Below are 20,136 nucleotides of genomic sequence, written 5' to 3'. Positions count from 1 at the left end.
CGATGTTGTGCAGCTGGAATTGGGGGATCGGCGCGGTCAAAAACGCGCCAGGCGTGGGCCTCACCCACGCGGGGTCACGCCGATAGGCAGGCGCGCACCGTAAGGGTGGCACCGAAGAAGCGTTCACGCAGGCGGGCGCGGTCGCCAAGATCGAGCGTCTGTTCCATACGCAGGGAGATAACCGCAGAAAGTGAGTCTCGCAAGAGCGCGCACATATCATACCGTGACAGTTGCACGTGTCAGGCCACCCGCTACAGTCGAGGAAACCCGATGAAAGACCCGCATGGACCCTGACAACACGATCCCGCTTGATCCGACGGTGCTGCAACCGGTCCTCGATTTCCTGCTGGCCGAAGGCGCCAGCCTCTGGGGAGAGCTGACACGCAGGTGGACCCGCTATCAACTGGTCATTGCGCTGGGGGTGTTCCTGCTGGCCTGGGCGATAACAGTAGTGGTGCGCCCGCGCTACACTGAATGGCTCAGGACCCGCGAAAACTGGCCAAAGCTGCGCTTGCGGATCGGCCTGATCATCCAGCGCCGGATGCGGATGATCCTCTTCGTGATCATGATCTGGTGCGCGTACCTGATCATGTCGGAACTGACATGGGGCTCGCGAACCGTCCTGCTCAAGGTTCTGGCCAATCTGTCGACCGCATGGCTGTTCATCGCCTTTGCCACGCGCCTGATCATGAACCCGGCGATGGGTGTTCTGGTGCGCTATGGCGCCTGGACCTGGGCCACCCTGTCGATCCTTGGCTGGAAGGACGAGGCGCAGACGGCACTCGAATCCATCGGCTTTTCCCTGGGCGAGATGCGCCTGTCGCTATGGCTTCTGATCAAGGCAATCGTCGTCATGGCGGCACTTCTGGCGCTGGCGCGGCTGGTGACCGGGGCCTCTGCCGCGTCGATCCAGCGCAACAAGGATATCAGCCCCTCAATGCAGGTGCTGATGGTCAAGATGTTGCAGGTGGCGCTTTTCGGATCGGCCTTCTTCATCGGGCTGAAATCCGTCGGCGTGGATCTGACGGGTCTGGCGGTGCTCTCCGGTGCCATCGGCGTCGGCCTGGGTTTCGGCCTGCAAAAGGTCGTATCGAATCTTGTCTCCGGCATCATCATCCTGCTCGACAAATCGATCAAGCCCGGCGACGTCATCAGCCTTGGCGGCACCTTCGGCTGGATCGAGTCCCTGGGCGCGCGATACGTCAGCGTTGTCACACGCGATGGCAAGGAATACCTGATCCCGAACGAAGACCTCATCACCGGGCAGGTGGTGAACTGGTCGCATTCGAATGACTTTGTGCGGCTCGATATCAACTTTGGCACATCCTACCAAAACGATCCGCACAAGGTTCGCCAAATTGCCATAGAGGCCGCCAAAAGCGTGGACCGGGTTCTGACAAGCAAGCCGCCGGTCTGTCATATCGTGGGCTTTGGGGATTCCTCTGTCGATTTCGTGCTGCGCTTCTGGATCACCGACCCCACCGGCGGGCTGACCAACATTCGCGGAAATGTCTTTCTGGCGCTCTGGGATGCGTTTCAGGCGAATGACATCTCGATTCCGTTTCCACAACGCGAAGTGCGCATGCTTGGCACATCACAAGATGCCGACAATGCTGCGAATACAGCGGAGAGTTAAGGCCCCTTTCGCCCCCCTGAGTGCATGTGCTCGCTACGCCTCGATCAGACTCTACCCGGCCCCAAATGCCTCTCTATTCGTCCATAGGGGACAGCAGCCCGCCCTCAGCAGGTGAAAACAGGCACTTCGGAAGGCGCTCGTCAGGTGCGTTTCGTTCAAAAAGCCGCGACACCATTTCCGTCCATCATCGGGGCCAATGTCTCTTACTGCCGCCACTGAGCCTCGCAGCCAGACAGTCACATCCCATGCCTGTCTTCACCCACGTTCGCGCCCGCAGCATTCCACGCTGCGGAACAGCCCCGCATCTGACGGGACGTTGCGGCTGACAATCTGTTAGGGGCCACGCATAGTCCCGATCAAACAGTGGGAGTGAGAGACATGAAAAACCGAACCGACGAGATCGTCATCCTGAGCGGCGCACGCACCGCCATCGGCACCTTTGGCGGCAGCCTTGCAGGTGTGGCGCCCATCGACACCGCCACCGTCGCCTCCAAGGCCGCGCTGGAGCGCGCAAATGTGGATGGCGCGCAAATCGGCACGGTGGTCTTTGGCCACGTCATCAACACGGAACCCCGCGACATGTACCTTTCGCGTGTCGCGGCCATGCAGGCGGGCATTCCCGACACGGTTCCCGCGATGAACGTGAACCGCCTTTGCGGCTCCGGCGCGCAGGCCATCGTCTCGGGCGTGCAATCTCTGGCACTGGGCGATGCGGAATTTGCCCTGGTCGGCGGGGCGGAGGCCATGTCGCGCGCCCCTTACATCAACCCCGACCAGCGCTGGGGCCAGAAGATGGGGGACATCCGCACGCTGGACATGATGCTGGGGGCGCTGAACTGCCCCTTCGGCACCGGCCACATGGGCGTCACCGCTGAAAATGTCTCCGCCGAGCATGACATCAGCCGCGAAGCGCAGGACGCCTTTGCTCTGGAAAGCCAAAAACGCGCCGCCGCCGCCATCGAGGCCGGGTATTTCGACAGCCAGATCGTCCCCGTGGAGGTGAAGCAGCGGCGTGACACGGTGGCGTTCAAGACCGACGAACACCCCAAAGCCACGACGCTTGAAGCCCTTGCCGGTCTGCGCCCCGCGTTCAAAAAGGACGGCAGCGTGACGGCGGGCAATGCCTCCGGCATCAATGACGGCGCCGCCGCTCTGGTTCTGGCACGGGCCGACGCAGCCCAGCGCGCAGGCCTGACGCCCAAGGCACGGGTTCTGGGCTATGCCGTCGCCGGCGTGCGGCCCGAGGTCATGGGCATCGGCCCCATCCCCGCCGTCGAAGCACTGTGCAAGCGCACCGGCCTGTCCGTGAGTGACTTCGACGTGATCGAAAGCAACGAAGCCTTCGCCGCGCAGGCACTGGCGGTAAACAAGGCGCTCGGCCTCGACCCTGCCAAGGTCAACCCGAACGGCGGCGCCATCGCGCTTGGGCACCCTGTCGGGGCCACCGGGTCCATCGTCACGGTCAAGGCCCTGTACGAGCTGGAGCGCATCGGCGGCAAGCGTGCGCTGATCACCATGTGCATCGGCGGCGGGCAGGGCATCGCCTTGGCCATCGAACGGCTCTGAGCCTCTGGTAGGTCGGGTTCCCCCCGGCCTACGCGCCGTCAGCGCAACTCGATGGTCGTGCGTCCCGATTGCCCAAGCGAGTCGATGACGGAAATCGTGGTGAACCCCGGCCCGGACAGCGGGGCAAGGATTTGCGGGCGGCGCAGCCCCGTCGCCAGCACAGCCCCGTTGGCCAGGATCGTGAAGGGCGGCGTGCCACCGCGCAGCTTGACCGGCACCCCCATCTCGTTCGCCTGCAGTGTCGCGCCGTTGGGGGGGAAGGTCACTTGCAACGCAACCGCATCCGCACGGGGACCAAAACGCTGCAAGTTCGCGGGAAGCTTCGCATTTGTGGTGATCAGCGTCTCCGGCGGCGGGGGGCCAAGCGGCGCGGGCCGCGGGCTGGCGCGATGCAGCGCCTCGAACAGAACCGGCGCCGCAAGACCTGCGCCAAAGGCCCCGGGCACCGGCGTGCCATCGGGCCGTCCGATCCAGACCCCGGCCACGTGCCGCCCGTCCCAACCCAGCGCCCAGGCGTCGCGATGGCCATATGACGTCCCGCTTTTCCACGCGACCTGCCCCGCTGTTCCGGCGGTGGGCGGCGGCGGAATATCCGACAGAATGCGCTGCACCTGCCAGGCTGACGCCGCAGACAACACTTGGCCTTGGGCGCCCTCGCCGCTGTCCTCGACCCGCCATCGCAGCGGGCGCGCAATGCCCCCATGCGCCAACCCGGCATAAAGCTGCGTCATTTCCTCCAACGTCAGACCCACACCGCCCAGCGACAAGGCCAGCCCCGGTGCGCCGCCTTGCAGCGCGGGCTTCAACCCGGCCCCTTTCAACGCGGCCAGCAGATGCGCCGGGCCCAAAGCCTCCGTCAGCCGCACCACTGGAATGTTCAAGGACAGCTGCAACGCGCGGCGCACCGACAATTCCCCACGATATTGGCCATCGAAGTTCTGCGGCGCGTAGCTGCCAAACTGGACCGGCGTGTCGAGGATCAGCGTTTCGGGATGCGCCAACCCGCGATCAAAGGCCAAGCCGTAGACCAAGGGCTTCAGCGTCGAACCGGGCGACCGCTGCGCCTGCGTCATGTCCACGAAACCGTCATTTTGCGCACTGGCATAATCGGGCGAGCCGACAGAGGCGAGGATCTCGCCCGTCTGGTGGTCTGCCAGCACAATGGCCAGCGACAGACGCGGGTCCAGCCGCGCGGCATGACTGCGGGCCAGCGCCTCAAGACTGCGTTGCAGACCGGCGTCCAGGGTCAGGTCATGCCGCCCGTCGCGTCGCGCCACGGCGCGGTCCGCCATATGCGGGGCCAGTTGCGGCATCGGATGTCGTCCCTTTGGCGAAGGGTCCAGCGCATCCGAATGCGCTGCCGTCAGGGGGATCACTCCGGCATCCGCCATGCGCAACATCACACGGTTGCGCGCGTCGCGCGCGGCCTCCGGATGGCGATCCGGGCGACGGCTTTCGGGGGCTTGCGGCAAGGCGACCAGCAGCGCAGCCTCGGCCGGGGTCAGGCGACGCGGCTCCTTGCCCAGCCAGATCAGCGAGGCCGCGCGCACCCCTTCGACGTTGCCGCCATAGGGCGCGAGCAGGGAATACAGCGCGAGGATCTCATCCTTGGACATCCGTCGTTCCAGCGCCAGCGCCACCCGCACCTGCCGCAGCTTGCCCTGCCATTGCCCGGTGGTGCCGTCCTCAAGCAGACGGGCGACCTGCATCGTCAGGGTCGACGCGCCTGACACGATCCGCCCTTCACGCAGCCCTTGAGCGACAGCGCGGAGTGTGGCCAGCAGATCTACACCCCCGTGCCGATAAAACCGCTTGTCCTCGTAGGCGATGAGCATCTCGTAGAACAGCGGATCCACCTGATCGCGCGTCACCGCCATGCGCCACAGGCCATCCTCAATGGTGTAGGCGCGCAGCAATTCCCCATGGCGATCCCGCACCTCCGACGATGTGGCGTGCACCAGAACGGGCAGTTCCGTGGTGGCGACCCACTGGGACAGCCGATCATTGCCAAACGCCACGGTCCAAAGCGTCACCGCCAGCGCAAGAAGAAGCCGGACGCTACTCATCCAGCCTTTCCCAAAGGCCCGGATAATCCCGGACGAACCCATGCTCATCCACCGACAGGTGCGTCTCAAAGTCGGATTCAGCGGCGGCGTAATGCACGTAGTTGCCGCGTTCCCGCGTGTAGCTTTGAGACAAGACAGACATCGTTGGCCCCGGCAGGCGCACCCAGGCAGAGGTCGTGTCCAGCCGTCCCACCTGCGGCAAGCGGCGCAGCGGCATCAGGTTGGTGGCCGGGGTAAAGGCCAGGTCGATGTCGTCAGCGTCCTGCAGGTCGGGCACAGGCGCGTCGTTGAACGTCCAGTCGCCACCCGTCCGGGTAAACTGCCACGCCACAGGCTCCCCCGCGCACTCGCCGGTGATGTCTGCGGACAGAGTGCGCCAGTCCTCTCCCAGCCGCACCACGTAATCCAGCGCGGCCCAGCCTGCACCGTCACGAAAACGGGCATGACCCACCAGCATAAATCCGTTCTCCACGCGGGCGAGGCGACATTTGTCCTCCCCCTCGCGGTCGAGAGCGCGCCAACGGGCGGTTGCGATGGTCTCTGGCATCCTGTTGTTCCTTATTCTTGGACCGTCACAGCGCCGGAGGCCGTGGTGGCCCGGTAGTCGGGACGGTACATATCCTCGACCAATGCGGCAGGATGATGGAACGTTCCCGGCGACACCGCGCGCACCACATACGCCAAGCGGATCGGCGTTGCGTCGGTCTGGTTCACGGCTGCAAGGAAACGGTCGGTGCGGAACTCCGTGAACTCGGTCTCCGATGTCTTCAGCCAATCAAGGCCGGAGAGGTCGCCGGACCGGATCAGCGACGGATTGTCGATCTCCAGCCCCGCGGGCAGCGGATCGTCAATCATCAAACGCGCGCGGGTCTCGTCCGCCGGTTTCACTGTCAGAACGGCCACCATACGGTCGCCGGTGCTGATCTGGGTCACTGGCGCACCGTCGAGGCTGTAGTAGCTCCGCTCCAGCGCATAGCCGTAGCCGCTCGCCTCTGTTGCGCCCTCAGGCACACCCAAGGTGGTGAGCGTGATGTCCGTCGCTGTATCGGATGTGTTGCGCAGCACCATCGGCTCCAGATCCCGCGCAGGGATACGCCGCACAAAGGGACCGCTCAGCGCCGCGCCATCCAACGACAGCCCGGACACGGTCGGATCGGTGACCAGCGCCTTTGCCGCCATCAGGGACCACGCCTGTTCCTGCGTGCTCAGCGGCCGGTCAGCCGAGGTCACGCGCGCCACCAGTGCCTCCCGGTCCACCCGTTCAGAGCGCGCCTCGACCGCCAACGACAAGACCCCCGCAGCGTCACGCAACTGCGTGCCATAATCGGCCCGATACAACCTGTCCGTGTCGCGCGGCGTTTGCGCCAGCCGCGATGCCGCGCGAAAGAACATGGCGTCGGCGCGCGGTTGGTCGCCGTAGCTGGCCAGCGCGGCCCCGATCTGGGCTTGTGCCAGCGGCGTCGCAAAGGCCTCCGCCCGTTCATCGGCGTAGTAGCGCAAATCGCCCATGGCAGCCTGACCCTCGCGGGCGAGCACCATCAGCGCATAAGCAATATCTTCGCCACCATCGTCGAAATCAGCGGCATAGGCCACCTGGTTGCGCAGGTTGTCCAGCGCGCTTTGAAACGCGCGCTCGGGCACGTCATAGCCTTGCGCCCGCGCCCGGGAGAGGAAGTCCGTGACATAGGCATCCAGCCAGTCATCACCGGAATACGCCCCCCACAGCCCAAAGCCGCCGTTCGCCGCCTGCCGCGTCAGAATGCGCGTGATGGACTGTTGCAGGCGCTCGTCGATGCGGTCCTTGTTGCCCAGCCCCAGCGGCTCCGCGATGGAAGACATGTAGAGCAGCGGCAACGCCTTGGACGTGACCTGCTCGGTGCAGCCATAGGGGTACTGATCGAGGGAGGCCAACAGCCCCGGCGCATCGAACCGCGCCAAGGCCCCGGCAGAGACAAGGGCCGAAGCCGTTTCAGGGCGCAGCCCGGCAAAAATCTCGTCGTCCAGTGTCAGGCTCTGCCCCGGTGCAAGAGACAGCCGCCGGGTCTGTCCCACCGCCGGATCATTGGCGCGCACGCCCAACGTCAGGCTCTTGGTCAGGCGCGTGCCGTCCGGCGTTGTCAGCGCGACCTCTATGCCGTGATCGCCCACCGTCACAGCACCAAGCGACAGGCTCACAGTGGCTTTGCCGCCCTCGTCCAATGTCACGCTCTGCGCCACGGGGCCAAGCTGAAGGCCACCGTCCACGCTCACCTCCAACGGCATGTCGCCAGCCGCACCTTTCGCGTGGGTGAACTCCAGCGCCAGACGCGTCTCGTCACCGGGCGCCAGAAAGCGCGGCATCGCGGCAGAGATCACCACCGGATCGCGCACGATCACATCGGTCTTTGCGCTGCCGACACCGCTGTCGGACCACGCCACGGCCATCAACCGCACCGTTCCGTTGAAGTCAGGGATATCAAAGCTCACCTGCGCCTGCCCGTCCCGCACCGTCACAGGGCCGGAGAAGAAGGCAACCAGCTGTTCCGTTGGCGGCGGCCCTTGGGTGTCCATACCAGCCGCAGCATCACCACCAGAGCGTACCGCCCCCATGGCACCGTCCAACCCGTTGATGACACGCCCATAAATATCGCGGATCTCCACCCCCAGACGGCGCTGGCCAAAGTAGTAGCCAGCCGGGTCCGGCGTCTCGAATCCGGTCAGGTTCAGGATGCCCAGATCCACGGCCGCGACGGTGACATAGGCGGTCTCGCCATCTGCCACATTGTCGATGGTGACGGTCGCCTCAAGGGCGCTGCGCGGCGCGCTGTCCTCCGGCGCGTCAAAGCTGACGTTCAGCTTGCCATTGCCGGGATCGACCGCCGCATGTGTCAGGCCCAGCGCGCGGGCCGGGTTCTGACCCGCCGCAACGTCCATGGGTCGGATCACCTGCGCTGTCACGTAAACACCTGCCCCCCACTCTTCCGTAACCGGAAGCGAGATCACGTTTTCGCCCTCGACGACATCTATCGCCTGCATGGACACGACGCGGTCGGCCAGCACCGTCACCAAGGCCTTGCCGGCGTAGCGCGGGACCATGCGCAGGCTTGCGGTTTCGCCCTCGCGGTAGGCGTCCTTGTCAAGCGACAGCTCCAGCATGTCGGGCGTCTCTTCGGCAGTGGCCGGGGCGTACCAACCTGCGGACACGGTGGTCGAGGCGGACAGGTATGCGCCGCCCTTGCGTTCCACCACGATCTCGTAGTTGCCCCAATCCAGCGGCGCCTCGACGGTGACAGGCTCAGCGCCCAAAGACACCTCGCCCCGCGCGACAGAGCTGCGGGTCGTAACCGGCTCCCAATACCAGGAGCCATAGTTTTGATACCATTGATAGCGGGTGCGCACGCGGTTCACCGTCCATGTCACATCCATATCCGTGGCGGCCAGATCGGGGCCCACGGCCAGCAGGTCAAAGCGCGCGGTTTCACCCTCGGCAAAGGTCTCGGCGGCGGGCTTGATGCCGATCATCGCGGTCGGCGGGGCCACGTCACGGGTGATGCTGCGCTCCACCGGACGGCCCGACATCTCCGCCATGCGCAGCGTGATGCGCGCCTGCATGGGACGGCCCTGCGGGTCGATATCCGGCAATGGCAGGTCGAGCGTGGCCTGGCCTGCGGCGTCGGTGGTCAGGTCGGCGGCAAAGCTCTCGGTGCGATAGTCGGCCTCGTCGTCATGGCGACCGAAGCGATAGCCGGGAAAGGCGTCGAGCGTGCTCCGCGTGGACAGCCGCAGCTCCCCCTCGATGGACAGGTCCGCCCCCGGCGCGCCAAAAAGATAGCGCGCCGCAACCGTCAGGTCCGGCGGCGCGAGCGGATTGATCGCGCCGTCGGGCAGATCGAGCGTAAAGTCGATGCGCTCCGGCACAAAATCCTCGACCAGCACGCGGGTGGAGGTCAGCGCCTCCCCCTTGGGATCGGCAAAAACCGCAACCTGCCACGTGCCACGCGGCACCGATGGGGCCAGCGGCAGGTCAAACACGTGGCCGCCCGCACCCGCACCGTCAGAGATATGGCGCGAATATTCCACACCATCGGGGCGCGTCAGCACGGCGGTCAGCGGCACATCGGGCAACGCCTCGGCCTGCGGATCCCGCAGCAAAGCGGTCAGGTGAATGACCTCTCCGGCCCGATAGGCCCCACGGTCGGTGGCAAGGAACGTATCGATCGGCCCAGCGGGCGCACGCCCGGTGACGCCCCGGTCGGACAGATCAAACGCCGGATCGGTGAGCGACAGAAACGCAAGGTCTTCCTCCCCCATCTGCGCCATCAGCAGCGCGGCCGCAGAACCATCGGTGCCGCGCAGCAGACCGGGGGCAAAGCGCGCGATGCCCTCTGCATCCGTGGTCGTGACGTCCAGCGGTCGGTTGGCGCGGGCCAGCAGCGTAACCTCCAGCCCGGCGAGCGGCTCTGCCGTGCCCAGATCACGGGCGAAAACGGTCAGCCCGTCGGTGCCTTCCATCGTGGTCAGCCCAATGTCCGAAAGCACGAACCACTGCGTCGCGCGCGCCTCGCCCTCCAGATCGTCAGGCGTTTGCGCGGTCAGCGCGTAGACCCCGGCGGGCAGATCGCCCACGGCCTCTCCCATGGGCAGGCGCGTCACCATGTCGGTGTTCAGCTCGTTTTGAACCTCGCCCGTGCCGGTCCAGATCTCTTCGGCCAGTTCGCTGGCGAAATAGTCTTCTTCATATTGGCCCAAAGGCCGTCCGAAATAATCGTTTTGAATGGCACGGATCATATTGCGGTCAGAGACGCGGCGCAGGGTCAGCAGGACCTCGGACGTGTTGACCGTCTGAATGGGCAGCCCCGCATCCGCCGCGCGCGGCAACACGTAGGCGCGCCCCGGAAAGCTGACGGCAGGAGAGCGGTCGCGCACATAGGCCGTGATCTCCACGTCCTTGACCAGTTCTTCGCCGTCGGCGGACGGCAGGCCCGCGCGGAATGTGATCGTGTGGCGCGAACCGTGCGTCACACCAGAGATGCACAGCCGCGTGTCGTCCTGCGTCACGGCCAGCCGTGGATCCGCGAGGCGCACGTATGGAGCGTAGTCCTGTCCGACGCGCACCAGCGGTTCGTTGAACTCCGCACAGATGCGTGGATCGGCGCTGTCGGCCTCGACCTCCGTATCGACGATGCGAAAGCCGTATTTCCCGATGGCGTCGTCCAGTTTCGCGGAGATCTGCGACGAGGGCGCAAGCCGCTCCGCCAGCCGCAAGGCCGGGATCATGTCGCGTCCCCGCTCAGTTCGGTCAAAAGCTTCGGCCAGCTGCACCATCGCCTGCGCCTGCTCCGGCACGGCCTGGGCGCGGAGGTAGGCGTTGATCGGCGCAAACACCGCGCGGTCGGCGTAACGGCGGCGGTCATCGCCCTCCAGCTCGGTCGCATATTCGGCGGACCACGCGCCATATTGCAGCCAAAGCGGGGCACTGTCGCTTTGCGCCAGCGCGCCCCCCGTCCAGTGGATCGCGTCGCGCAGGTTGCCCGCCTGGTAGGCCTCCGTCGCGGCGGTTTCCAGCGCGTCAACGGTCCATTGACCATTGGCATGGCGCCGGCCCATCGCCTCCGCTTCGGCCCGCGCGTTTTCCACGTCGCGCTCGGTCAGAAACGTCAGGTCGCCAAACCGCCTCTGCGCAAGATCCAGATCTGCGCGGGAAGCCTCAAACACTTGCGCCGAAATTGCCCCGTCATAAGACGTGCGGTCCGTCACGCCCGACTTTGGAAAACAGCTGTTATTGCGAGAATTAAATGTAAATGCACGGCATTCCGTCTGAGCCAGGCAAGACCGCTCACATGCATCGAGTGACGTGTCGAACAGTGGCTGAAGGTCGGAACCCGCGAAATCCACATCACGGGTCACCACCAATCGACGATCGGGTACAAGCTCCTGGGCCACGGCTCCGGTCACAGTCAGCACGCCCATCAGCAGGGCCACGGCAAAACGACGCATCAAATTCCCCTTCATCTCAATGCCCTCACCGTCGCATGCGCCGCGCCCCTGGGCAAGGATTCGCCGGGTGTGGGAAACCTGACCTCGGACCCACCTCAAACAGGCGCCTCTCTTCAAACCTTAAGCGGATTTTCACCACAGATGGTCAAAAGTGCCCCGGAACCAGGAGGCACCTGCATGGATCTCGCAGATCGTCTGGCCGAGGAACGGCGCGCGCGTCTGGCGGCCGAACGTCTGCTGGAGCTCAAGCAAAAGGAACTGTTCGAGGCGAACAGGCGCCTCGGCGACCATGCGCTCAAGCTGTCGCACGAGATCCGCGAAACCCGGACCGAGGTCGCGCAGGTCCGCACCCAGCACCAGCGCGTTGTGCAGGAGCTCGGACAGGCCACCGAAAAGATCGAGGTGGTGACCGAACAGCTTTGGTCTGCGCTGGAAACGATCCGCGACGGCTTTGCCATGTTCAATCGGAACGGACGGCTTGAACTGGCGAACCCCGCCTATCTGTCGGCCTTCGAGGGGTTGGAATGCGTCGCACCGGGGGCCTCCTATGCCAACGTCCTCGCAGCAATGGTCGATGAGGGCATCGTCGACTTGCAGGGGGAGGACGCGCAAGGCTGGCAATTGCGCATGTTGGGCCGGTGGGAACAGGACCCGATCCCCAATGAGACCCTGCGGATGTGGAACGGACGATTCATCAAGGTCCGCGACAGGCATTTGCCCGACGGCGGCGTCGTGTCCCTGTCCGTGGACATCACCGACCTGATGCGCATGTGGTCCGCGGTAGAGGAACTGCCAGACGGCTTCGTGATCTACGATGCCGAAGACAGGCTGCTTATGTGCAACCGCCCCTACAAGGACTATTACAAGCCATCTGCCCCCGCGATGAAACGCGGCGCAACCTTCGAGGAGATCCTGCGATACGGCCTGAAGCAGGGGCAATACGCAGATGCGGTCGGGCGCGAGGAAGAGTGGCTCGAAGAGCGCCTGATCAAGCACCGCGCCAATGAAATCGAGCATGAGCAACAACTCGAGGACGGGCGCTGGCTGCGGATCTACGAGCGCGAAACAACAGACGGCGGGCGTGTCGGGCTGCGGGTGGACATCACCCAGATCAAGAGGGACCAGCAGCGCCTGAAGGAGGCGACAATCCGGGCGGAGGCCGCAAACCGCGCCAAATCCGCCTTTCTCGCCAATATGTCCCACGAAATCCGCACGCCGATGAATGGCGTGGTGGGCATGGCCGACCTCATGTTGGACACAGAGCTGTCGGCAGAGCAGAAGCTATATGCCGATACGATCCGCTCCTCGGGTGAGGCATTGCTGGTCATCATCAACGACATCCTCGATTATTCCAAGATCGAGGCGGAAAAGCTGGCGCTGCACCCGGAACCCTTTGATCTGGAGGCGGCCATCCTCGAAGTGGTGATGCTTTTGCAACCCACTGCGCGCGACAAGGATATCGCCTTGCTGGTGGACTACGACATGTTCCTGCCGACGCGGTTCATCGGCGACCCCGGACGCATTCGCCAGATCCTGACGAACTTGCTGGGCAACGCGGTCAAATTCACGGTGCAGGGCCATGTGCTGATCCGTGTTGTGGGCGCGCCGGACATTGACGGCCGATCTTCCGTTCACATCACCATCGAAGACACCGGAATCGGCATCCCGCCCGACAAGGTCAATCACGTTTTCGGCGAATTCAATCAGGTCGAAGACGACCGCAACCGCAATTTCGAAGGCACCGGGCTTGGCCTCGCCATCACACGTCGGCTGGTGGAGCTGATGGAGGGAGAGGTCTGGGTCGATTCCGAGGTTGGCAAAGGAAGCTGTTTCGGCCTGCGCATCTTGCTGGATGCCGAGGACGCGCAAACCTTTGACACCGCGCAATTGCCCCGACGGCTGCAGCGCGTGCTGGTGGTTGACGACCACAGCCCACATCGCGCCATCCTGACCAAGCAGTTGTCGCTTTTGGGTCTGGAAATCTCATACTGCGCCACCGGGTCAGAGGCGATCGACCACGTTCAGACCGGCACCGATCTGCTGGTGGTGGAGCATGAGCTGCCCGACATGACGGGTCTCGAACTGGCACAGCAGCTGCGTCAGGCGAACTTTGACGTGCCCGTCATCCTCTTTGCCGACAACCCCGGCCAGGTGAGACGACCGTCCGACACCCCCCTGCTCGCGGTCCTGCAAAAGCCGGTTCCCCGCCGGGTTCTGTTCAACGCGCTGGAGCAGGTGCATCAGGTGTTGCCAAGGTCCGGCAGTGCGCCGCCCGATGCCCCGCAGTCGCCCGCGCCTTCCGCCGCGAGCTCTGTCAAACTGGACGTTCTGGTGGCCGAGGACAACAAGACCAACCAGCTTGTCCTGTCCAAGATGGCAAAGAACCTGCCGTTGGAATTGCGCTTTGCCAACAACGGGGTAGAGGCGGTGGAGGCCTTCCGCGAACGTCGACCGGATTTGATCCTCATGGACATTTCCATGCCGCGCATGGACGGCAAACAGGCCACGCGCGAAATTCGCAGGCTGGAGGCCGACGGGCCTCACGTGCCGATCATCGCGGTCACGGCCCATGCGATGGCCGGCGACCGCGAGAGCATAATGGAGGCCGGGTTGTCCGACTATCTGACCAAACCCCTGCGCAAGGCAGAACTCACTGCCAAGATCCAGCAATTTGCCGGGCACCTCCTGAACAAGGGGCAAGATGACGCCTGATCAGGTGTCCAGTGCGCGCAGGAAAACCGGTTTGTCCGGCTCCGACAGATCCGGCTGATAGCTGTAGCCGCCAAGGTCGAAATCGGTGATCCCCTCGGGATCGGTCAGTCGCCTCTGAATGATGTAGCGCGCCATGCTGCCACGGGCGCGCTTGGCATAAAAGGACACGATCTTCGGCCCGCCGGGCTTGTCCTCCATGAATTGCGGCGTGATGATCCGCAGGCCCAGCGCCTTTGGCGGGACCGCACCGAAATATTCCTGTGATGCGCAGTTCACCAGCGTGTCCGTGCCCAGCGCGTCGGCCTCTGCCTTCAAGGCCTCCGCGATGCGGTCGCCCCAGTATTCGTACAGGTTCTTGCCCTGCGCCGTCTTCAGACGAGAGCCCATCTCCAGCCGGTAGGCCTGAATGCCGTCGCGCGGCTTCAACGCCCCGTAAAGACCGGACAAAATCCGCAGGTGGTCCTGGGCAAACCGCATCTCGTCGTCGTCCAGCGACCCGGCCTCAAGCCCCTGGTAGGTGTCCCCGGCAAAGGCAAGCGCGGCGGGGCGCAGATCCTCTGGTCCCGGCGTGTTGCTGAACGCCTTGAACCGATCGTGGTTCAGCTTGGCAAGATCATCGGACAGATGCATCAGCTTCTTGAGATCGCCGACACTGAGTTCCCGCGCCGTTTCCGCAAGACTCTGCGCATGCGTCTCGAACATCGGTTCCGTCATGTCGACGGGCTTTTCATCCCAATCCAGCTTCTTCGCCGGAGAAATCACCACGAGCATCGCATCACCCCATTTGTTCCGAGGCCTGATCTAGCCCGCGTCGCGCAGAACGTCCAGAAATGCGTTCCCAAAACGTTCCACCCTGCGGTCCCCGATCAATCGCTCGATCTTCTCGAGGCTGTCGGGTTTGATCTCGGCCAGCTTTGCCAGCGAGGACGCACTGCACGACATCGGCTTTTCCGTGCCATCCGCGCCGCGCAGCAGCTCTGCCTGCGCTTCGAGCAAGGCATCATAAAGCGTCCCTGTCCCGCGCGCCGCCAGCTTGCGCCGCACCGGGTGCACCTCTTGGGCCGCGCCATTGATGACCTCCAGGAACGCGCGCCCGTAGCTTTCCAGCTTCTTGGCACCGACGCCGCCGATGCGTGCCATCTGGTCCAGATCGGCGGGGCGGGTTTCCGCCATCTCGATCAATGTCTTGTCGTTGAAGATCATGTAGGGCGGCACGCGGGCCTCTTGCGCCAGCGCCGTGCGCTTCGCCTTCAGGGCCGAGAACATGGGGCCATGCTCCTCGCTCACCAATGCCTTCACCGCCGGACGACGCTCCGCGGCCTTCACCACCGCGTCACGGCGCAGCTGAATCGATTCCTCGCCGCGCAGGATCGGCAGGGCGCGGTCTGTCATCACCAAAGCGCCGTGGCGTTCCGCATCCGGGCGCATCAGGTCGCGCCCCATCATCTGGCGAAAGACCGCCTGCCATTGCCCGCGCGACAGATCCTTGCCCACGCCAAAGGTCGGCAGTTGGTCATGATTGCGCTGCTGGACCTTGTCGGTGTCCTTGCCCAGGAGGATGTCGATCAGATGCCCCGCGCCAAAGCTTTCGCCCGTGCGCAGCGCAGCGGACAGCGCCTTGCGGACTGCTTCGGTGCCATCGAACAGCTCTGGCGGGCGGTCGCACAGGTCACAATTGCCGCACGGCGCGGCCTCTTCCCCGAAATACGCCAGCAAGGCCTGACGTCTGCACCCAAGTGCTTCGGCCAGTCCAAGCAGCGCGTTCAGACGCCCGTGATCCGCCTGCCGCCGCTCCGGCGGGGCCAGCCCCTCGTCGATCTGCGAGCGCCGCAGGCGCACGTCCTCTGCCCCATACAGGGTCATGGTCTCTGCCGGGGCACCATCGCGCCCGGCGCGACCGATCTCCTGATAATAGCCTTCGATGGATTTGGGCAGGTCCGCATGGGCGACCCAGCGAATGTCCGGCTTGTCCACCCCCATGCCAAAGGCCACCGTGGCGCAAACGATCAGCCCGTCCTCGGTGGCAAAGCGTTCCTCGACGTCGCGACGATCCCCGGCCTCCATCCCGCCGTGATAGTGGCAGGCGGCGTGGCCGTCGTCGCGCAGCGCGCGCGCGATGCCCTCGGTCTTGTTCCGGGTGCCGCAATACACGATACCCGATTGTCCCCGCCGTGCCGCGGCAAAGCCGAGGATCTGCGCACGCGGGCCGTCCTTTGGCTGGAACGCCAGATGGATGTTGGGCCGGTCAAAGCCGCGCAGGAAGGTCGTCGGCTGCACGCCATCGAACAGGCGCGTGACCATTTCGACCTGCGTTTCCTCGTCCGCCGTCGCGGTGAACGCAGCCAGCGGCACGTCCAGCGCGCGGCGCAGTTCACCGATCCGCAGGTAATCGGGGCGGAAATCATGGCCCCATTGGCTGACGCAATGCGCCTCGTCCACGGCGATCATGGACACACCGGCCTGCGACAACATGCGCTGCGTGCCGGCGTTGGCCAGACGCTCCGGCGCGAGGTAGAGCAGTTTCAGTTCCCCCGCGTGCAGCATGTCCCAGACCGCGTCGGTTTCCTCCGGCGTGTTGCCAGAGGTCAGCGCCCCGGCCGCCACGCCCGCCTCCCGCAGCCCGCGCACCTGATCGCGCATCAACGCAATCAGTGGCGAGATGACAACCGTCACACCGTGCCGCAGCAGCGCAGGAAGCTGAAAACAAAGCGATTTCCCGCCACCCGTTGGCATGATGGCCAGCACGTTCTGACCATCCGTCACGGCATCGACGATCTCGCCCTGTCCGGGACGAAAGGCATCGTAGCCAAAGATATCCTTCAGCAACGCCAGGGGTGCGGCGGTATCTCGGGGCATGGGTTCGCCTGTCGAATTTCAGAAAACTGCTCTTATGTCGACAATCTCACACTAAGATTCGGTGAATCAACCCCTCACACCACAAGATAGCCCCTGTCAGGCCTGTTCTTGACGAAAACAACGCCTGCCCGCTCATCTCCGCCAAACGACGAAGCGCCCCGCAGTTCCCTGCGAGGCGCCCCATGGTTCAGATGATGACCCGGATCAGTAAGCCTGCGTCTCGGTCTCGACCTTCCAGAAAAACGTCTCGCCAGAGCTGTCGTCCACACCGTCGTTGTCGGTCGACGCCCAGATGGATCCGTCCTCGAAGATCGCCAGACCTTCGACCTTGTCGACCACGTAGCCGCCTTGGGCCTGCAACGCGGGGATCAGGTCTGCGACCTCTTCCTTGGTCACCACCGGCAGGTCGCTGCCCAGCGCGGCGGGGACCATTTCGGCGGCGGGGATGCGGTAGATCTTCTTGGTCACTGCCGCTTCGCCGATCTGGTTGTCACGCTCGATCACATAGACATGATCGCCATGCGCGGTGATCTCGGACAAGCCGACCCAGCCGGTGTCCGGCGTTGCCTTGGGGTACAGAACCGCGCCCCACTCCTCGCTCTCGATGTTGTAGGAGACCAGCTTCACATGGTCCTTGGGGTCGTCCGCCCACTCACGCTGCACAGCCATCCAAAGCGTGCCATCCATCAGGGTAACGCCTTCAAACCCAAAGCGTTTTTCGACTGCCATCAGTTCAGCCGGCAGGCCCACTTCATCCTCGATCACGCCGTCGGCGTTCACGTGGTACAGCGCATGCGGGATCACCCGGTCGGTGCGCCCCTCAGAGGCCAGCCAAAAGCCACCCTCGCCGTCCAGCGTGATGCCTTCGAGGTCGAGCTTCTGCGCTGCGTCGCCATTGGCGCGGGTGACACGGATCACGTCGGTGATGCGGGCCGGTGTCTGCGTCGTGTCGATCTTGAAGATCGAGGGCTGGTAGCCGTAGAAGCTGTCGTTCACCGCCCAGACCACGCCGTCCGCATCCGCCACCATGCCAGAGATCGCGCCCCAGCCGATCAGCTCGTCCGCGCCCTCGGAGGTCAGCTGCGGATAGGCCGCAGGCGCCTGCTGGTATTCGTAGATCATGACGTGGCTGCGCACGCCGCCGTCTTCGATCAGGTCGCCTTCGTTGGCGGAGACCAGCAGGTTGCGATCCGGCAGGGCCACGAAGCCTTCGGGCGCGATGCCCGACGGCAGCAGCTGTGTCAGAACGGGGTTCGCCAGATCGGTGACGTCATAGACACCCACCACCGAACCGCGCTCCGACCCGATGAACGCCATGGGCGTGCCGTTGAAGGTGCCGACCTCGACCGACTCCGGCTCCACGCCCTTCGCGTCAGAGCGTTTGTCCGGGTAGTGGCCGATCTGGATCAATGCATGTTCAAACGTGTTGCCCGCCTCGTAGACGAGGCTGCCATCCTTGTTGAACACCGACCAGGAGCGCGAGCCGCCGTCCATGTCGCCTTCGTTCGCGATGGCAAAGTGATCGTCGTCCAGCCACTTCACCGCGTCGGGTTCGCGCTTGCGGCCCTCCTGCGTCTTGTCAAAGTCGAGCGAGCCGCGCTCGTCGATGGTGTCGATCTCCGTCAGGTCCACGGCCCCGGCGGGGAAGTGGTTCAGCACCTCGCCCTCGGCAGAGACGACAACCATGTGGTTGTTCTCCTGCAGCGTGACGACGATCTCGCCCAGGCTGTTGATGTCGACGAATTCCGGCTCGGGATCTTCGGGGGAGATCTCTGCCAGACCGGTCATCTCGATGGTGTTCAGCGTGTCGCAGTCCAGCCCGCCGTCGGACAGGCCAACGGTCACGAGGAACCCTGCGGGCAACTGGCCTGTGCGACCGTCACCCAGATCCTCGTCGCGCTCGTTCTCGATTGCCACGGCGGCGAAGGTGCCGTCCTTGGCCACGGCCACGCTGTCAGGCTGGCCGCCAAGATCACACTGGCCGACCATCTCGCCGGTCTCGATGTTCACGGCACCCAGGTAGCCCGACGGATCGGTGTAGCTTTCCGAGGTGTTCACCCCGACGATGGCAAAGTCACCGGCCACGGCAACCGAGGTCGGCTCGCCGCCAAGGTCGATGTTGCCCAGCGGCTGCGGGTTGGCGGGCTCTGTAATGTCGATACGGCCCAGAACGCCCAGCGGGCTGTCGGTGTAGACCAGTGTCATCCCATCGGCAGTGGCGGCGATGATCTCGGACGAGGTTTCGCGCTGCGTGTCTTCGCCCTCGGCCATGTTCTTCCACGTGGGAAAGGCCGCGATGCGGTTGAAGTTCATCTCGGCTGGGTCTTGGGCTGCGACGGAGCCGGCCACCAGCGCGAGGGCGCTGGTCATGTAAAGCGTGCGGATCACTGGGTGTCCCCCTGTTATCATCTATCCGCGACGCTCTGCGCGAGGGATGTAACAGCCGCATGTCAATTGGATGAAGGTTCTGCAGTATCCCCAGCCCGACCTAGGCCAGCCCCAGCAACGTCTCCACCACGGCGCTGCAAGGCTCCGAGAGGGGTTCAATCACGTTGAAATGGTGATGCTCAGGTGAAATTGTCAGCTGACAATTCCATGCTGTCGACATCCATTTCGCCTGATCGAGAAAGGCGGGGCGTTCCTCTGCGCCGACCCAGACAGTGACCTTGGCCGATGGGCGCGGCAACAGTACGGGGCTTTCGGACGTGGCCTCCGCCGGGTCGATGCGCAGCACCTCGTTCATGGCGGTCTGCATCAAGGGGCGCAGGTCGGAGAGCGGCGAGATCGGCAAGACCCCCACCACCCGCGCGGCCACCTCATCGGGCAGCACTCCCGGCACCGCGACGCGCGCCACCAGATGCCCGCCTGCCGAATGGCCCACCAGACGGATCGGTCCTGCGACCTCGGCGCTGGCGGCCTCCATGGCGCGGGCCACCTGCCGGGTGATCTCGGCGATCCGCACATCGGGACACAGATCATATGATGGCATCGCCACGGCCCACCCCCGCGCCCGCGCACCTTCGGCGAGGTCGGACCATGTCTTGCGATCAAACGCCTTCCAGTAGCCGCCATGGACAAAGACGACCAGGCCCTTGGGCGTACCCGATGGCAGGAACAGGTCAAGCTGCGCGCGCGCGCCATCGCCATAGGGCAGGTCCAGCCGCGCCAGCCCTTGCTCGGTCAGTTGGGCGCGGTACAGCCTGGCTGCGCGTGCCCATTCCTCAGGATAGGCTGCCGCGTTCGCGATATAGGCCCCGTTTTCATAGGCGTCGGAGAGGTCGTCTGTCATGACTTGGTCCTGTACTTTTACCGCCCTAGATGGTC

At 64.5% G+C, this 20,136-nt stretch carries 10 protein-coding genes; 3 read left to right on the top strand and 7 right to left on the bottom strand.

Annotated elements, in window-relative coordinates; translation table 11 throughout:
• The first annotated feature begins 283 nt into the window (after positions 1–283).
• Both GGQ68_RS00915 and GGQ68_RS00910 read left to right on the top strand, forming a co-directional pair.
• Positions 284–1,636: a mechanosensitive ion channel family protein gene (locus tag GGQ68_RS00915; RefSeq protein ID WP_183962515.1), complete on the top strand. Its 1,353-nt coding sequence runs from the start codon at positions 284–286 to the stop codon at positions 1,634–1,636.
• A gap of 378 nt (positions 1,637–2,014) precedes the next feature.
• On the top strand, positions 2,015–3,202 hold the full coding sequence (locus GGQ68_RS00910) for an acetyl-CoA C-acyltransferase family protein (RefSeq protein ID WP_183962514.1): 1,188 nt from the start codon (positions 2,015–2,017) through the stop codon (positions 3,200–3,202).
• Positions 3,203–3,240: 38 nt separating this feature from the next.
• Here the strand turns inward: GGQ68_RS00910 and pbpC are convergent, their stop codons facing one another.
• Genes pbpC through GGQ68_RS00895 form a run of 3 tightly spaced genes read right to left on the bottom strand, consistent with a single transcriptional unit; the run spans position 3,241 to position 11,244 of the window.
• On the bottom strand, positions 3,241–5,268 hold the full coding sequence (gene pbpC / locus GGQ68_RS00905; RefSeq protein ID WP_183962513.1) for a penicillin-binding protein 1C: 2,028 nt from the start codon (positions 5,266–5,268) through the stop codon (positions 3,241–3,243).
• A complete protein-coding gene (locus tag GGQ68_RS00900; RefSeq protein WP_183962512.1) occupies positions 5,261–5,815 on the bottom strand; it encodes a putative glycolipid-binding domain-containing protein in 555 nt (184 codons plus the stop codon). The genes pbpC and GGQ68_RS00900 overlap by 8 nt, the downstream gene beginning before the upstream one ends.
• Before the next feature lie 11 nt (positions 5,816–5,826).
• Positions 5,827–11,244: an alpha-2-macroglobulin family protein gene (locus GGQ68_RS00895; RefSeq protein ID WP_183962511.1), complete on the bottom strand. Its 5,418-nt coding sequence runs from the start codon at positions 11,242–11,244 to the stop codon at positions 5,827–5,829.
• Between the two features lie 177 nt (positions 11,245–11,421).
• Here GGQ68_RS00895 and GGQ68_RS00890 point away from each other — a divergent pair, with 177 nt between their 5' ends.
• The gene (locus GGQ68_RS00890) at positions 11,422–13,956 is read left to right on the top strand and encodes a response regulator (protein WP_183962510.1); all 2,535 of its coding nucleotides are present in this window, start codon (positions 11,422–11,424) and stop codon (positions 13,954–13,956) included.
• Here the strand turns inward: GGQ68_RS00890 and yaaA are convergent, their stop codons facing one another.
• From yaaA to GGQ68_RS00870, 4 genes are all read right to left on the bottom strand, one after another.
• Positions 13,957–14,727, bottom strand: a complete 771-nt coding sequence (yaaA, locus tag GGQ68_RS00885) for a peroxide stress protein YaaA (protein ID WP_183962509.1) — start codon at positions 14,725–14,727, stop codon at positions 13,957–13,959.
• A 30-nt stretch (positions 14,728–14,757) separates the two neighbouring features.
• The gene (gene recQ, locus GGQ68_RS00880) at positions 14,758–16,812 is read right to left on the bottom strand and encodes a DNA helicase RecQ (protein WP_183962508.1); all 2,055 of its coding nucleotides are present in this window, start codon (positions 16,810–16,812) and stop codon (positions 14,758–14,760) included.
• A 204-nt stretch (positions 16,813–17,016) separates the two neighbouring features.
• Entirely contained in the window at positions 17,017–19,182 is a 2,166-nt protein-coding gene (locus tag GGQ68_RS00875) for an esterase-like activity of phytase family protein (RefSeq protein ID WP_425502944.1), read from the bottom strand.
• Between the two features lie 118 nt (positions 19,183–19,300).
• The gene (locus GGQ68_RS00870) at positions 19,301–20,101 is read right to left on the bottom strand and encodes an alpha/beta hydrolase (RefSeq protein ID WP_183962506.1); all 801 of its coding nucleotides are present in this window, start codon (positions 20,099–20,101) and stop codon (positions 19,301–19,303) included.
• Positions 20,102–20,136: the final 35 nt, after the last annotated feature.

The organism is Sagittula marina (assembly GCF_014196795.1).
Classification (GTDB): Bacteria; Pseudomonadota; Alphaproteobacteria; order Rhodobacterales; family Rhodobacteraceae; genus Sagittula; species Sagittula marina.
The sequence above is the reverse complement of the archived record's forward strand: the minus strand, read 5'-3'. Positions and strand labels throughout refer to the sequence as shown.

Bases quoted from the DNA above. Each gene is read 5' to 3' on its own strand.
- GGQ68_RS00915 (WP_183962515.1), top strand. From the start codon at position 284: ATGGACCCTGACAACACGATCCCGCTTGATCCGACGGTGCTGCAACCG.
- GGQ68_RS00910 (WP_183962514.1), top strand. From the start codon at position 2,015: ATGAAAAACCGAACCGACGAGATCGTCATCCTGAGCGGCGCACGCACC.
- pbpC (WP_183962513.1), bottom strand. From the start codon at position 5,268: ATGAGTAGCGTCCGGCTTCTTCTTGCGCTGGCGGTGACGCTTTGGACC.
- GGQ68_RS00900 (WP_183962512.1), bottom strand. From the start codon at position 5,815: ATGCCAGAGACCATCGCAACCGCCCGTTGGCGCGCTCTCGACCGCGAG.
- GGQ68_RS00895 (WP_183962511.1), bottom strand. From the start codon at position 11,244: ATGCGTCGTTTTGCCGTGGCCCTGCTGATGGGCGTGCTGACTGTGACC.
- GGQ68_RS00890 (WP_183962510.1), top strand. From the start codon at position 11,422: ATGGATCTCGCAGATCGTCTGGCCGAGGAACGGCGCGCGCGTCTGGCG.
- yaaA (WP_183962509.1), bottom strand. From the start codon at position 14,727: ATGCTCGTGGTGATTTCTCCGGCGAAGAAGCTGGATTGGGATGAAAAG.
- recQ (WP_183962508.1), bottom strand. From the start codon at position 16,812: ATGCCCCGAGATACCGCCGCACCCCTGGCGTTGCTGAAGGATATCTTT.
- GGQ68_RS00875 (WP_425502944.1), bottom strand. From the start codon at position 19,182: ATGACCAGCGCCCTCGCGCTGGTGGCCGGCTCCGTCGCAGCCCAAGAC.
- GGQ68_RS00870 (WP_183962506.1), bottom strand. From the start codon at position 20,101: ATGACAGACGACCTCTCCGACGCCTATGAAAACGGGGCCTATATCGCG.